The following is a 14,333-nucleotide window of genomic DNA, read 5'->3' as shown; positions in this document are numbered from 1 at the left end:
AGGAGAGCCGCCATGCCCGAAATCACCACCGCTCCACCCACAGATCTGACGGATCGTCAGATACGGCTGGGGGTCGGGTCGATGCTCGCCTCCATGGCCGTCGTCGAGACCGTCAGCGGCTTCACCCAGCAGTACCTCTACCCCGTGCTCCCCGCGGTCGGCGCCCAGCACGGGATCGGCACCGTCCAGCTCTCCTGGATCTACGTGGTCCAGCAGGTCGGCATGACGGTCTTCACCCCGCTGCTCTCCCGGCTGGGCGACAACCACGGCTACCGCCGGATCCTGCGGCTGTCCGTGGCGATGCTGGCGACCGGTTCGCTGCTGATGGCGGTGTGGCCGTCGCTGATCGGCATCGCGGTGGGCGCCCTGCTCCAGGGCAGCGTGGTCGGCTTCATGCCGCTGATGATCGGCATCCTGCGGGACCGGACCGGCGACGAGGGCGCCCGGCGCGGCATCGGCATCCTGGTCGGCGTGTTGCTGGCGGCCATCGGGCTGGCCGGGGTGGCGGCGGGGGCGATGGCCGCGGTCAGTCCGGTGCTCGGACTGTGGACCGGCGTCGCCGTGGCCGCGCTGGGGCTGGTGGCCTGTCTGCTGATCCCGGCCGAGCGGTCGGCACCCGCCGGGCAGGGCTTCCCGCTCCAGCCGTTCGCGCTGCTGGCGCTGGGGCTGGTCGGGATCACGCTGGCGCTCTCCCAGGGCCCGGTATGGGGCTGGGGCGCACCGGCGACGCTGGTGAGCGCCGGGGTCGGCGTACTGGCCGCGGCGAGCTGGCCGTTCGCGGAGCTGCGGGCCGCGCGGCCGGTGGTGGACGTCCGGATGTTCCGCAACCGGCGGGTGGCTCTGGCATCCGTGGTGACCTTCTGCCTCTCCTTCGTCACCATCGGCACGCTGGGCGCCAACTCCACCTTCCTGGGCGCCGATCCGCGGACCGCCGGGTACGGCTTCGGGCTGGGTTCGATGGCGATCGGCTTCGCGATGCTGCCGCAGGCGGCGACCGGGGTGGCCGCCTCGCTGCTGACCCCGCGGGCGCTGCGGCTGCTCGGCGACCGTACGACGGTGGCGATCGGTGGCCTGGCCGCGCTGGCCGGGTTCGGCGGGCTGGCGCTCGTCCACGGGACGTTGGCGGCGTATCTGGTGCTGTCGGCGCTGACCGGGGTGGCCATGGGCATCTTCCAGTCGGCCACCCGGGCGCTGGCGGTGGAGGCCGTACCGGTCTCCGAGACGGCCACCGCGGCGGGCGTCAACGAACTGGTCCTCTCGCTGGGCGGGGCCGTGGGCGCCGCGCTGGTGAGCGCGGTGCTGAGCGCCCATGCGGGCACCGGCGGGCGGGTGGCGGGCGGCGGCTACACCGTCGCCTGGGCGGTCTGCGCGCTGGTGGGCGCGGTGGCGGCGGTGGCGGCGACCGGGCTGCGCACCGAACGGACACGAGAAGGGGTACGACGATGACGACGACCGAACTGCGCCGCCGGGTGGCGGAGCGCGCCCGTGAACTGCGCGGCGAGCTGGTCGGGTTGAGCCACCGGCTGCACGCCGAGCCGGAGGTGGCGTTCGAGGAGCACCGGTCGGCCGCGGCGATCACCGCGCTGGCGGAGCGGGCCGGGTTCGCGGTGGAGCGCGGGGTCGGCGGGTTGCCGACCGCCTTCGACGCGCGGATCGGCAGCGGCGATCTGGTGATCGCCTACTGCGCGGAGTACGACGCGCTGCCGGGGCTGGGCCACGCCTGCGGCCACAACGTCAACGGGGCGTCCGCCACCGGCGCGGCGCTGGCGCTGGGCGCGGTCGCCGACGAGCTCGGGCTCACCGTCCGGCTGATCGGCACCCCCGCCGAGGAGGACCGCGGCGGGAAGGCGTATCTGATCGAGGCGGGGGTCTTCGACGGTGTGGGCGCGGCGATGATGGCGCACGCCGACGAGAAGGACCAGGTCGACGGCGGCTCCCTGGCCATCTGTGCCTGGGACATCGCCTACACCGGCCGTCCCGCGCACGCCGCGGCCGCGCCCTGGGAGGGCGTCAACGCGCTGGACGCGCTGACCGTCGCCCAGACCTCGCTCGGTCTGCTGCGCCAGCAACTGCCCCGGGACGCGGTGGTGCACGGCATCGTCACCGACGGCGGGCAGGCGGCCAACGTCATCCCGGCGCGGACCGCCGCCCGTTACGAGATCCGCGCCGACTCGCTGGAGCGGCTGCACGACATCCGGCGGCGGGTCCGTGCCTGCTTCGAGGCGGGCGCGGTGGCCACCGGCGCCGAGCTGACGCTCACCCCGCACGGGCACGACTTCGCCGAACTCCGCCAGGACGGGGAGCTGTCCGCGGTGTACGCCGCGGCGGCGGAGGAGTTGGGCCGCACCGTCGACCGGGCGCCCGGCCGGACCGCCTCCACCGACATGGGCAACGTCTCCCGTCTCGTCCCGGCCATCCATCCGATGCTCGGCTACGACACCGGGGGCGCCCGCCAGCACACGGCGGAGTTCGCCGCCGCCGGGACCTCCCCCGGCGCCGACCGCGCGGTCCTGGACGGCGCCGTCGCGATGGCCTGGACGGGGGTGGAGTGCGGGGCCCGTCCGGCGCTGCGGGAGCGGTTGCTGGCGGGGGTGCGGGAGCGGAGCGCGTAGGGCCGGTGGCGCCGCCCGCCCGCGCGGGTGGCGCCCGCCCTCCGGCGGGGAGACGCGGGTCACATCCGCCGGTGTCACAGGGGGCCCGGCCGTCTCGTCCCAGGGGTGTATCCACGGACGAGTACGGAGGAGCACACATGGACGCACGGCTGACCTTCACCACCGGCGCGGACGCCCCGGAGGTCTTCCGGCAGCTGATGGCCGTGGGCCGGACGCTCCGGGAGGGGCCGCTGCCCGCCGGGCTGCGGGAGCTGATCGCGCTGCGGGTGAGCCAGATCAACGGCTGCGCGGTCTGTGTCGACCTGCACACCAAGGAGGCGGCGGCCGCCGGGGAGAGCGCGGTGCGGCTGCATCTGGTGGCGGCGTGGCGGGAGGCCACGGTCTTCACCGAGGCGGAGCGCGCCGCGCTGGAGCTGGCGGAGGAGGGCACCCGGGTCGCGGACGCGGCCACCGGTGTCGGCGACGCGGTCTGGGCCCGGGCCGCCGCCCACCACGACGAGGAGCACCTCATGGCCCTCGTCCTCCTTATCTCCTTCATGAACATGGTGAACCGGCTGAACGTCCTCACCCGGCAGCCGGCCGGAGACCACGTCCCGGCCCGGTTCCGCTGAACCGCGCCGGACCACCGGGAAGTCGAGGGGAAGGATCGGTGTGCGCAAGGTCGAGGAGTTCGAGGAGCTGCGGCCGCTGCTGTTCTCGCTGGCGTACCGCATTCTGGGCAGCGTCGGGGAGGCGGAGGACGCGGTGCAGGAGACCTGGCTGCGCTTCGACGGCGCGGCGGTCCGGCCGGTGTCGGTCAAGGCGTATCTGTCGGCGGCGGTGACGCGGGTCGCCATCGATGTGCTGCGGTCGGCGCGGGTGCGGCGGGAGCGGTACGTGGGCCCGTGGTTCCCCGAGCCGCTGCTCGACGATCCGTACCAGGATCCGGAGCGCGCGGCGGAGTTGGCCGATTCGCTGTCGATGGCGGCGCTTCTGCTGCTGGAGCGGCTCAGCCCGTTGGAGCGGGCGGTGTTCGTGATGCGGGAGGTGTTCGGCTTCGGTTACGACGAGGTCGCCGAGGCGGTGGAGCGCTCCCCGGCGGCCTGCCGTCAGCTGCTGGTCCGGGCGCGGCGGCACATGGCGGCCGGGCGGCCGCGGTTCGCGGCGGCGCGGGCGGAGCGGGAGGAGTTGGCGTCCCGGTTCTTCGCGGCGCTCCACGAGGGTGATGTCGACGGGCTCCAGGAGTTGCTGGCCGCGGATGTCACGATGGTCGGCGACGGCGGCGGCAAGGCACCGCAGTTCGCCCGTGCGGTGGTCGGCGCGGAGAAGGTGGCCCGGCTGCTCGGCTCGGTCTTCCCCTGGATGCGGCAGGTCGGCGTGGTGCTGACCCCGCAGCGGATCAACGGCCACCCGGGCGCGGTCTTCCGTACCGCGGACGGCAAGGTGCTCCACACGCTGGTCCTCGACATCCTCGACGGGCGGATCCGGACGGTCCGCGGGGTGCTCAACCCCGACAAGCTCGGCCATCTGGGGCCGGTCGCGGACGCCTGGAGCGTCGACCGGGAGATCCGGCAGGCCCGTCGGCGGCGGAGCTGACGGGGTAGCACCGGCCGCACCGCGTCCGGGCGGCCGGTGCCCGCGCCTCTCGCGTCACGTGCGGCACAGATACGGAATTCCGTCCGGCCGGGAACCGGAATCCCGGAAATCCCACACCCCCCGAACCATTCGAACGGAATTACGCCGCCGCACAGTGGAACCGGAGCCACAACGCGCCATTTTTTAGCGACAATTGACTCCGGATAAGTTCTTGTGCTGCTTTTGCCCAATCCTGCCTCGTTGTTCACCGAACCGGGCTTCAGCGCCTCGGGGCACCGTGCCTTACTGGACCCGCTACGCGCATTGCGTGCCGTCCGGCCATGTGAGGAGTTCCGGTGATTCCCCTCCGCAGTCTCACAACCACTCTCGTCGCAGGTGCCCTGAGCGCGGTGAGTTCCCTCGTTCCCGCCGCCCACGCCGCCGGGGTCCATTCCCTGGTGATCCTGCCGGACCAGAAGGAATCCGCGATCTACTCCTTCGTCAACTCGGCCCGGAAATCGGTCGACGTGACGATCTACGAACTGCGTGACACCACGCTCGTCAAGGACCTGGTGCGGAAGGAGAAGGCGGGGGTGAAGGTGCGGGTGGTCTTCGACTCGCAGCACTCGGCCATCGACGGCGCCGCCTACAAGAAGCTCTCCGCCGCCGGTGCCGGGGTGACGTACTCGTCCTCGAAGTACGTCTACACCCACCAGAAGACGATCACCGTCGATGGCGCCACCTCGTACATCAGCACCGGCAACTTCGACACCAAGTACTATCCGACCTCCCGCGACTACGGCGTCTTCGACCGTGACGCGGCCGATGTGAGGGCCATCGAGAAGGTCTTCGCCGCCGACTTCGCGAAGAAAGCGGTCACCCCCTCCGATGGCACCGATCTGGTCTGGTCGCCGACCGACTCGCAGAGCCATCTGCTGACGCTGATCAAGAGCGCCAAGCACAGCCTGGACGTCCAGGAGGAGGAATTCGGTGACACCACTCTCGTCAACGCGCTCGTCGCGGACGCGAAGCGCGGTGTCACCGTCCGGGTCGTCGCGGAGAACCAGTCGTCGAAGTACAGCAAGCAGCTGAAGAAGGTCACCGCGGCGGGCGGAAAGGTCGTCACGTACACCAGCTCCACCGGCTACTACATTCACGCCAAGGCGATCGTCGTCGACCACGGCGCCTCCGGTGCGAAGGTATTCGCCGGGTCGGAGAACTTCTCCGCCAATTCCCTCCACCACAACCGGGAACTCGGCATCATCGTGAGCGATTCCGCGATCGTCGGCGGTATCGAGAAGGCGTTCACCGCCGACTTCCACAAGGGCTCCGGCAGGGCCTGACACCCGGCCGCGTACCGGCCCGCCCGCTCCCCCGTGGCGGGCAGGCCGGACGCGGGGTCACATCCGGTAGCGGCGGACGCGCTCCGGATGGAGCACGACGCGTACCAGATCCGGCTCCGCCGTCTGCGCGGCGGCGGTCTCGGCCGCCCGGGCCGGGGCGTCGTGGCCCCAGTAGCGGGCGGCCAGACGGGCGGCGAGGTCGTGGGCGCCGTCGGTCTCGATGGTGGTCCGTCCGGTGACCGCCACCCAGCGCTCGCGCTCCCCCGCCGGGGCGGCGACGAGGAGCGAGGCGCGGGGATCGCGGCGCAACCGGCGCACCTTGAGGGTCTCCGCCCCGGTGAAGAGTTGGAGCGTGCCCTCGGCGGTGGCCTCGAACCACACCGGTCGGGGCTGCGGCGGCAGCGGGCCCGCGGCGACGGAGAGGATGCCGTGCAGCGGGCGGCGGAGCAGTGCGAGGTCGTCGTCGGTCAGGGAGGCGTGCGGTGCGTGCGGTGAACTGGCGTTGCTCATACGTCGATTGAAGCGGCCCGGCGGGGGCGATCCCATAGGCCGGAAGCCGGGGCGCCTGTCCGTGCGTCTAGCCTCGGCGGGGTGGACGTGTTCGATGATCTGATCCGCGGGGTACGGGCCCACGGCTCGCTGTTCGGCAGCGCGACGCTCACCCCGCCCTGGGCGCTGCACTTCGCGGACGGGGCGCCGCTGACCGTGTGCACCCTGCTCGGCGGGGCGGGGTGGATCGTGCCGGAGGAGGGGCCGCCCACACCGCTGCGCGCCCGGGAGACGGTGGTGGTGCGCGGACCGGGGACGTTCACCTTCGTCGACGAGGTCGGCACCCGGGCCGAGCCGGTCGCGGTCGGTGAGTGGTGCGCGGCGCCCGAACGGGGCGGCACCCGCCACCGGCGCGGCTGGTACGACCCCGGTCCGGCCACCGGCGACGGCGAAACGACGCTGCTCGTCGGGGCCCATCCGCTGCGCGGCGAGACCGGACAGCGGCTGCTGGCGGCGCTCCCCACCGTGCTGCGGGTGCCCGCCGAGGAGGGCGATTCCGGGCTGCTGGACCACATCGCCGCCGCGCTCGCCGTCGATGCGCCGGGCCAGCAGGTGGTGCTGGACCGGCTGTTGGACTGGATGCTGGTCTGCACGCTGCGCGCCTGGTTCGACCGGCCCGGCGGCGAGCCCCCGGCCTGGTGGTCGGCGCAGCGGGACCCGGTGGTGGGTGCGGCACTGCGTCTGCTGCACACCGAACCGGCGGCGCCGTGGACGGTCGGGGCGCTGGCCGGGCGGGTGGGGGTCTCGCGCGCCACGCTGGCCAAGCGGTTCACCGAGCTGGCCGGTGAACCGCCGCTGACCTATCTCACCCGGTGGCGGATGGCGCTCGCGGCGGACCTGCTGGTCGAGCGGGAGTCGGCGACCCTCGCGGAGGTCGCCCGCAGTGTGGGGTACGCCGATCCGTTCGGGTTCAGCGCGGCGTTCAAACGCGTCCGGGGCACCAGCCCGAGCGCGTTCCGGCGCGCCGCCACCGGCGCCCCGGCGGGCGGGCCCGCCGCCCGCGGGTGACCGGTCAGCGCCCGACGGCGGCCTGCGGCCGGGACGGGTCGAGGTGGTGCACGGCGGTCCGGTCGGCGTGCGGGGCGAGCAGTTCGGCCAGCTCCCCGGCGGCGGTCTCGACGAGGTGGCCGTCGCGGTCGCCGCGGACGGTTTCGAGGACGAAGAGGACATCCGTGGAGTCCTCGGTGACGCGGGTGCGGTGGGCGTCGCGGTGGTTCCAGTGGCGGGTGAGCACACCGGTGGCGTCGGTGTAGACGACCTCCCCGGCGCCCGGGTGCTCGACGGTTTCCGGGGCGCCGAGCGGGGTGAAGCGCTCGGTGCCGTCCGCGTACCGGATGTCGATGTCCCCGTCGACCCGCGCCAGGTCGAAGGCGCCCGCGGGCAGGGCGTGGCGGACGGAGACGGCGTTGTACGTGTCGACCGCCGGGTTGATGCGCGGCAGCGCGCCCTTCTTGGCGAGGCGGCGGCCGAGCGCGTCGACGCTGGGGCGGATACGGCGCGGATTGGTGCCGAAGGCGCGGTAGGCGGTGTGCCATGCCTCGATCCGGGGGTCGCTCTCGTCGGCGGGCCGCCAACTGCCCTCGGCGCAGCGCCGCTCCAGCTCCGCGAGCGCGGCGGTGGTGCCGGGCCAGGGCGTCCGGCCGCGCAGTCCGGCGGCGGTGACCAGGGCGAGGAAGGTGTCGGGGAAGGCGTCGCCGACGGCGGGGGCGAGGCGGATGACGGTCATGGACGGGTCCTTCCAGGGGCGGCGGTACGTGCCGGAGGGCGGGTGCGGGGTGGGCGGCGGCCGGTCGCGGCGGTGGGTCAGGTCAGGGCGAGGAGTCCGACGGCGACGGCGGCGGTGCCCAGACCGACGAGTTGGCCGCGGTGGATGCGTTCGGCGAGCACCCCGCGGGCCAGCAGGACCGTTCCGGCCGGGTAGAGGGCGGTGATGACGGCGACGACGGCGAGGTCGCCGCTGCGGGCGGCGAGGAGGAAGAGCAGGTTGGCCAGTGAGTCGAGCGCGCCCGCGGTCGCCGATATCGCGTAGGCGGGGCGTTCCGTACCGAGCCGGTGGCGCAGCAGTCCCGCCGCGGTGAGGGTGACGGCGGAGGAGACCGCGCGGCCGACGATCAGCGGGGCGACGCCGCTGTCGGACGGTGCCTGGTGCAGGAAGACCAGTTGGAGGGCGATGGCGCCGCCCGCGCCGAGGGCGAGCAGCAGCGCGGTCCGGGAGGGGCGGGCCGGTCCGGCGCCGTGCCCGGCGCTGACCAGCACGACCGCGAGCAGCGCGAGGGGCAGGCCGACCAGTGCCGCGGTGCCCAGGTGTTCGCCCTGGAGCAGGCCCACCGCGACCGGCAGCGCGGCGGAGACCAGGGCGGTCACCGGCGACAGCACGTTCATCGGGCCCATCGCCAGGGTCCGGTAGAGCAGGGCGAAGACCACGGCGGAGGCGAGCCCGGAGGCGGTGCCCCAGGCGAGGGCGCCGGGGCTGAAGGAGGCGCCGAGGAGCGGCCACAGCAGCAGTTCGACGGTGAGGCTGGCGGGCGCCGCGATCATCACGGTGCGCAGCACATGGGCCTTGCGGGCGCCGAGACCACCGAGGAAGTCGGCGCATCCGTAGGCGAGGGAGCTGCCCAGGGCCAGCAGCAGAGCGATCACGGCACTTCCCTTACTATTACAGCGGAACGACCGCACCGTACAACCAAACGACCGCCGTGTGTCAACCGACCGACCACGGTGTGGACGGCGGCGTTCCGTTCGTGACAGGCGGCGGGCGCCGTGACCGGGCGGCCGCCAGGAGAAGGGTGATCGGATGGCCGAGACCGCGGCTGCCCTGCGGATGCTGGCGCACAACGTCCGGGCGGCACGCACCCGCGCCGGGCTGTCCCTGGACGAGTTGGGGCGGCGGGCGCAGGTGAGCAAGGGCGCCCTGGTGGCGCTGGAGAAGGCGCAGGGCAATCCGAACTTCGCCACCCTGATCCGGCTGGCCGACACCCTCGGCGTCCCGGTCTCCACGCTGCTGGAGGGGGAGCCCGAGGGCCGGGTCCGGGTGGTGTCCGCGGACGCCGTGGCGCCGCTGTGGAACGGCCCGCACGGCGGCGAGTCGCGGCTGCTGCTGACGACCTCCGGACCGGCGCCGGTCGAGGTGTGGCGCTGGCGGCTGGAGCCGGGCGAGGAGTACCCGAGCCATCCGCACCTCGCCCGGGTCGTCGAGACGGTCACCGTCGTCACGGGCCGGATGGTGCTGGTCGTCGACGGCACCGAACACCCCGTCGCCGCGGGCCAGACCGCCACCTTCGACGCCGACACCCCGCACGCCTACCGCGGCTCCGGCACCGAGACCTGCCAGCTGATCATGACGGTGCATCTGCCGCCGACGGCCGGCGGGACGGGGTGAGCCCTAAGGAACCGTCGGCCCCGGGCGCGTGTCACCGGGGCCGCAGCACGTTCACCGCCGTGACCAGCACGCCCACGGCCAGCACCGCACCGGCCATCAGATGGATACCGGCGTCATGGGCCCGCGGCCCGACCGCCAGGCCCAGCAGGGCGGTCGACAGGATGGAGCCGATGTAGCGGAAGCCCTGGAAGAACCCGCTGACCGTGCCGGTCTGCTCGGTCGGGGTGTGCGCGTACAACAGGGCCTGCAGGCCCAGGGTGTTGGGGTTGTTGACCATGCCGATCAGCACACAGGCCACGGCGATCGACGCCAGCGGGGTCGTACCGTCCACGGTCAGCAGGAGGCCGCCACCGGCGACGAGGACGGCCGAGGCGGTCAGCAGCGTGGGGCGGGCTCCCCGGCTCTGGATCCACCACGCCGCCAACGGGGTCACCGCCGCACTGCACACCGCGACCGGCACCAGCACCAGCCCCGCCGTGGTGGGGTCGGTGCCGCGCTCGGCCTGCAACCATGTCGGCACCACGTACAGCATCCCGTAGTAGGCGATGTTGGCCAGCCCGTACTGTGCGAACACCCCGAGCAGCACGGGGCGTCGGGCCAGCAGCGTCACGTCCAGGAACGGCTCCCGGACCCGCCGCTCCCAGCGCAGGAATCCCACCGCGAAGGGCACCGCCACCGCGAGCGCCGCCCACGACACCGGGGAGCCGGGCCCCAGCAGGAACGTCAACAACGCCACCAGCGCCGCGGTGTAGAGCGCGGCCCCGGGCAGGTCCACCCGGGGCGGGTGCGCGGCGCGGGGCGGATCGGCGGGCAGCACCCTTCCGGCCAGCACCACCGCGGCCACCGCCACCGGCACATTGGCCAGGAACGTCGCCTGCCACCCCGCCCATGACACGAGCAGCCCCCCGGCGAGCGGTCCGACCGCGGCGGACAGCGTGTTGACGGTCGTGACGCCCCCCATCGCCTTCGCGGACGACCGGGACAGCCGCCGCCGGATGATCGCCATCCCGGTGGGGAACGCCACCGAGGTGCCCAGCGCCTGGACGACCCGCAGCCCCACCAGCGACCCCAGCGTCGGCGCGAGCGGCGCGAGGGTGCAGGCGACCGCCACGACGAGCAGTCCCGCGCGGAACACCCGGCGCGGCCCGAACCGGTCGGCCAGCCCGCCCATCAGCGCCTGCCCGACCGCGCCCGCCACGAAGAAGCCACTGGCCAGCAGGGACACCGCCGCGACGGACACCCCGAAGTGCCCCTGGATCCGGTTCAGCGCCACCGCGACCATCGTGGCGTCCAGCGGGTTGAGCACCGTGCCCAACGCGATGGTCGCCACCACCGGGCCACCGCGGACCACCGGGACCGTGTTCACCGCCACCGCACCCCCAACGACGCCTCCCCTTCCGGGTGTCGGGACCGATGATGGCGGGCGGGCCCGGCCCGCGGAAGCCGCTCCCACGCCGATGCGCCACCGGCTCCGCGCACCCCCGGCTTCCGGCCCCGTCCGCGCCCTGCCGTGCGGCGGCGCCGGGGGCGCGGGAACGCGCCGTCGCCACCCCCGGCATCCCGCGCGGTCGGTATCGTCGCCGTTCTGACGACAGGTTCTGACGGCGGCGGCGACAGGCGCGCGTCGGCTACGAGGGGCGAGGCTGTGACGCAAGAGGGCGCGCCGGGGCGGCTGGTCGGGGGGCGGTACCGCCTGGTGGCCGAGGTCGGGTCCGGCGGCATGGGGCGGGTCTGGGAGGGCCGGGACGAACTGCTGGGCCGCCCGGTGGCCGTCAAGGAGGTCCGGCTGCCGGACTCCTCCGCCGCGGCGCGCGGGGAGGTGCTGGCCCGCGCGCAGCGTGAGGGCCGCAACGCCGCCGCCCTCGCCGACCACCCCAACGTCGTCACCGTCTACGACGTGGTGATCGAGGACGGTGTGCCGTGGACGGTGATGCAGCTGGTCCGGGGCCGTTCGCTGCGCGCGGAGCTGGCGCACGGGCCGCTGGATCCCGGCCATGTGACGCATATCGCCGCGGCGCTGCTGTCGGCGCTGCGCGCGGCGGACGACGCGGCCGTCGTGCACCGTGACATCAAGCCGGGCAATGTGCTGCTGGCCGACGACGGGCGGGTGCTGCTCGCGGACTTCGGGATCGCGCGGGTGCTCGGCGACGAGACGATCACGGCGCCCGGTGCCTTCGTCGGCTCGTTCGAGTACACCTCGCCGGAGCGGGCCGACGGCCGGGCGGGCGGGGTGGCGTCGGATCTCTTCTCCCTCGGGGTGACCCTGTTCCACGCGGTGGAGGGGGCGGCGCCGTTCCGCCGCGACTCCCGGAGCGACACCCTCTCCGCCGTACTGCTCGCCCCGCTCCCCGAGATGACCCGCGCCACCGGCGGGCTGCGGGAGCTGATCACCGCCCTGACGGCGAAGGACCCGGCCGAACGCCCCGGCGTCGAGGTGGCCATGGCGGTGCTCGGTGGCAGGCTCCCGGCCGGACGCGGGCGGGGCGCGGCCCGGGCGTCCGGGGCGGGCACGGTGACCGGTACGGCGACGGTGCGCGACGCGCGGCCCCGGCCCGGCGGCACGGTCGTCGCACCACCGGCGCCCGCCGCCGCTCTCCGCCCGCCGGAGGCGCCGCACTCCCCCGACGCCGCGGCCGGGCGGCGCGCGAACCGGCTGCCGGTCGTCCTCGCCGGGGTCTCCTCGCTCACCGTCGTCCTGACCGTCGGCGTGTTCCTGCTGACCCACCCCGGAGGGCACGAGGACGACGACGCGCCCGCACCGCCGCCCGCCGTCGCCACCTCCGCGCTCCCCCCGTCCGGTGGTCCCGGGCCGGTCGCCGGGCCGGACGGCACCTGTCTGGACGTCCACGGCGGGGACGGCGGCCCCACGGCGGTGGGCCTGCGGGGGTGCCGCTCCTCGGCCTCCGGGCAGCGCTGGGTGCACCGCCCCGGCGGGTCGCTGGAGGCGCTGGACCGCTGTCTGGGCCCGGTGGGGGACGGCGGCGCCCAGGACACCGCCGTCGAACTGCAGGACTGCACCGGCGCCGACGGGCAGCGGTGGGAGCAGCGGGAGGACGGTTCCCTGCTCCACCCGGGGTCGGCCCGCTGTCTGGAGCCCGCCGGGCCGCTCCGCGACGGCGTCCCGCTCCGCCTCCACGACTGCGACGGCGCCGCCGACCAGAAATTCGCCCTGCCCTGACGCCCCTCGCCCCGCGGCTGTTCCGCTCCCCGCCGCGGTGGTGGAGAGTACGTACGCCGTACGGGCCGGATCGGCGGGGTACGGGGCGAAGGGGGCGTACGAGGTGGCTGCGCGGTTGCGGAGGTGGGCCCGGCTGTTCCTGGCGGGCGCGGTCGTGGCGGGTTACGTGGCGCTGCATCTCGCGCTCAACGCGGGCGCGGACCTGCGCGACCTGGACCGCTTCCGGGACGTCCCGGCGCGGGCCGCCGCCTTCACCGCCGCGCTGGACCGGGCCGGTGGCGCCGCGCCGCCCGCCGGGGTCCGGGCCGGTGCCGCCTGGTTCCGGGAGCACGCCCCGGCCGGGCGGAGCCGGTCCACGGTGCTGGCCGCCGCGGACGCCGCCGGGGCGGGCCGGTTCCCCGAGGCGCGGGCGCGGGTGGCCGGGCTGGCGGCGGAGGTCCGGCGGGAGCGGGCGGAGCGCTCCGCGGCGGCGGCCGACTCGGGTGCCGCCACGCTGTGGTGGGCGGTGCCCGCCGTGGTGCTGCTCGTCCCGGCGCTGTGGCTGCGGCGACGGCGGCGGGCGGGCGCGGCGGAGGTCGTCGCGGTGGTCGACCGGTTCGCGCCGCGGCACCCGTGGTGGCGGCGGCCGGTGTACCTGGTGGCCTGCGGCGTCGGGTACACGCTCTTCGCGGTGGGTGCGCTGAGCGTGCAGACGGCCCAGCAGCAGGGCTACAAGATGCCGCTGACGGCCCAACTGGTGCTGCTCTGCGCGGGGTTGGCCGCGTTGGGCGCCGGGGTGCTGATCCTGCGTCACGCCCGGCCGCGCGCGGTGCGCGGCGCGGCCGGGGCGCTGCGCGCCGACGGCCGCCGCCCCGTGCTCTATCTGCGCAGTTTCGCCGATGACGCCGATGCGGCCGAGGTCGACGACGGGGCGTTCGTCAATCTGCACTCGCGGGAGGAGCAGCTCGCGGGGGCGCTGGGCGCCGTCGGTCCGGTCATCACGGTCGGCAGGCCCGGGGAGCCGCTGCCGCGTCTGGGCGCCGCGCGGTTCTACCTGCCGCTCGACGACTGGCGGCCCGCGATCCTGCAACTGATGGAGCTGTCCCGGCTCATCGTGCTGCGGCTGGGTCCGGGCGACGGACTGTGGTGGGAGGTCGAACGGGCCCGCGCCACCCAACCCCCGGAGAAACTGGTCCTGTTGGCGGGGGACCACCCCGGCACGACCGCACGGCTGGACGCGCGGCTGCCCGTCCCGTCCGGGCTGGACGCGGTGGTCCCGGCCGATCCCTGGACCACCGCGGTCGTCGTCTTCGGCCCCGGGTGGACGCCCCGGGTCCACCCGGTGGGCCCGGCGTCCGACACCCGGCCCCGGCGGGGCTTCCTCGCCCGCAACGCGGCGGGTGTCCTGCGCGCCCTCCGGGGCACCTCGGTCGCCCTCACCCCCACCCACCACCTCGCCCGCACCCTGCAGACCGCCCTGGACTCCACCGGCGTCCGCGCCCGCCGGATGGCCTGGCGCGCCACCCTCGCCACCCAGGCCGCACTGGGACGGGGCGCCGCACTCGTCACCGCGCTGGGCCTGCTGGCCTGGCTCGGCTACCGCGCGCTCCGCCTCCTCGGCGGCTGAACCGGCCCGCTACGCACCCGACTTGGACGTGCCCGACCGGAGACACCGCGGCCCCGCCCGCACTACGCTTCCCGGCCCGGGCCGCGCCCGGCGGCCGCACGAGTCTTCGGGG

At 74.9% G+C, this 14,333-nt stretch carries 13 protein-coding genes; 9 read left to right on the top strand and 4 right to left on the bottom strand.

All coding sequences use genetic code 11. The annotated features are described in order from the left end of the window. Window positions 1-12: 12 nt before the first annotated feature. The 5 genes from IF23_RS0111035 to IF23_RS0111015 all read left to right on the top strand — a co-directional run bounded on the left by IF23_RS0111035 (window position 13) and on the right by IF23_RS0111015 (window position 5,509). Complete coding sequence (locus tag IF23_RS0111035; RefSeq protein ID WP_078653912.1) at window positions 13-1,446, top strand: MFS transporter; 1,434 nt, start codon at window positions 13-15, stop codon at window positions 1,444-1,446. Then, window positions 1,443-2,612, top strand: a complete 1,170-nt coding sequence (locus tag IF23_RS0111030) for a M20 family metallopeptidase (protein WP_030282401.1) — start codon at window positions 1,443-1,445, stop codon at window positions 2,610-2,612. The genes IF23_RS0111035 and IF23_RS0111030 overlap by 4 nt, the downstream gene beginning before the upstream one ends. A 137-nt stretch (window positions 2,613-2,749) precedes the next feature. Beyond that, entirely contained in the window at window positions 2,750-3,223 is a 474-nt protein-coding gene (locus IF23_RS0111025) for a carboxymuconolactone decarboxylase family protein (RefSeq protein ID WP_030282399.1), read from the top strand. A gap of 40 nt (window positions 3,224-3,263) precedes the next feature. Beyond that, window positions 3,264-4,187, top strand: coding sequence for an RNA polymerase sigma-70 factor (locus IF23_RS0111020; RefSeq protein ID WP_030282397.1), 924 nt, complete (start codon window positions 3,264-3,266; stop codon window positions 4,185-4,187). 389 nt (window positions 4,188-4,576) lie between these two features. Next, complete coding sequence (locus IF23_RS0111015) at window positions 4,577-5,509, top strand: phospholipase D-like domain-containing protein (RefSeq protein WP_078653911.1); 933 nt, start codon at window positions 4,577-4,579, stop codon at window positions 5,507-5,509. Window positions 5,510-5,566: 57 nt separating this feature from the next. Here the strand turns inward: IF23_RS0111015 and IF23_RS0111010 are convergent, their stop codons facing one another. Continuing rightward, window positions 5,567-6,019, bottom strand: coding sequence for a pyridoxamine 5'-phosphate oxidase family protein (locus tag IF23_RS0111010; protein WP_030282393.1), 453 nt, complete (start codon window positions 6,017-6,019; stop codon window positions 5,567-5,569). Window positions 6,020-6,100: 81 nt separating this feature from the next. Between IF23_RS0111010 and IF23_RS0111005 the strand changes: the two genes are divergently transcribed. Then, on the top strand, window positions 6,101-7,066 hold the full coding sequence (locus IF23_RS0111005) for an AraC family transcriptional regulator (RefSeq protein WP_037677911.1): 966 nt from the start codon (window positions 6,101-6,103) through the stop codon (window positions 7,064-7,066). Window positions 7,067-7,070: 4 nt separating this feature from the next. Here IF23_RS0111005 and IF23_RS0111000 read toward each other — a convergent pair whose 3' ends face one another. Continuing rightward, on the bottom strand, window positions 7,071-7,784 hold the full coding sequence (locus IF23_RS0111000; protein WP_030282390.1) for a B3/B4 domain-containing protein: 714 nt from the start codon (window positions 7,782-7,784) through the stop codon (window positions 7,071-7,073). 77 nt (window positions 7,785-7,861) lie between these two features. Then, the gene (locus tag IF23_RS0110995; protein WP_030282389.1) at window positions 7,862-8,698 is read right to left on the bottom strand and encodes an EamA family transporter; all 837 of its coding nucleotides are present in this window, start codon (window positions 8,696-8,698) and stop codon (window positions 7,862-7,864) included. Between the two features lie 154 nt (window positions 8,699-8,852). On the opposite strand from IF23_RS0110995, the gene IF23_RS0110990 reads away from it, so the two are divergent. Then, entirely contained in the window at window positions 8,853-9,437 is a 585-nt protein-coding gene (locus IF23_RS0110990) for a helix-turn-helix domain-containing protein (protein WP_030282388.1), read from the top strand. Window positions 9,438-9,468: 31 nt separating this feature from the next. On the opposite strand, the gene IF23_RS0110985 is transcribed toward IF23_RS0110990, so the two are convergent. Beyond that, window positions 9,469-10,803, bottom strand: coding sequence for an MFS transporter (locus tag IF23_RS0110985; RefSeq protein WP_157847999.1), 1,335 nt, complete (start codon window positions 10,801-10,803; stop codon window positions 9,469-9,471). A gap of 279 nt (window positions 10,804-11,082) precedes the next feature. Between IF23_RS0110985 and IF23_RS0110980 the strand changes: the two genes are divergently transcribed. Together IF23_RS0110980 and IF23_RS0110975 are read left to right on the top strand one after the other, a co-directional pair. Beyond that, on the top strand, window positions 11,083-12,615 hold the full coding sequence (locus IF23_RS0110980; protein WP_051739481.1) for a serine/threonine protein kinase: 1,533 nt from the start codon (window positions 11,083-11,085) through the stop codon (window positions 12,613-12,615). A 37-nt stretch (window positions 12,616-12,652) separates the two neighbouring features. Beyond that, window positions 12,653-14,221, top strand: coding sequence for a transferase (locus tag IF23_RS0110975; protein ID WP_245654948.1), 1,569 nt, complete (start codon window positions 12,653-12,655; stop codon window positions 14,219-14,221). Window positions 14,222-14,333 lie beyond the last annotated feature (112 nt).

Source organism: Streptomyces catenulae (genome assembly GCF_000718015.1).
Taxonomy (GTDB): Bacteria; Actinomycetota; Actinomycetes; order Streptomycetales; family Streptomycetaceae; genus Streptomyces; species Streptomyces catenulae.
Note: the sequence above shows the minus strand (reverse complement) of the source record. Positions and strands in the feature narration are given on the sequence as shown.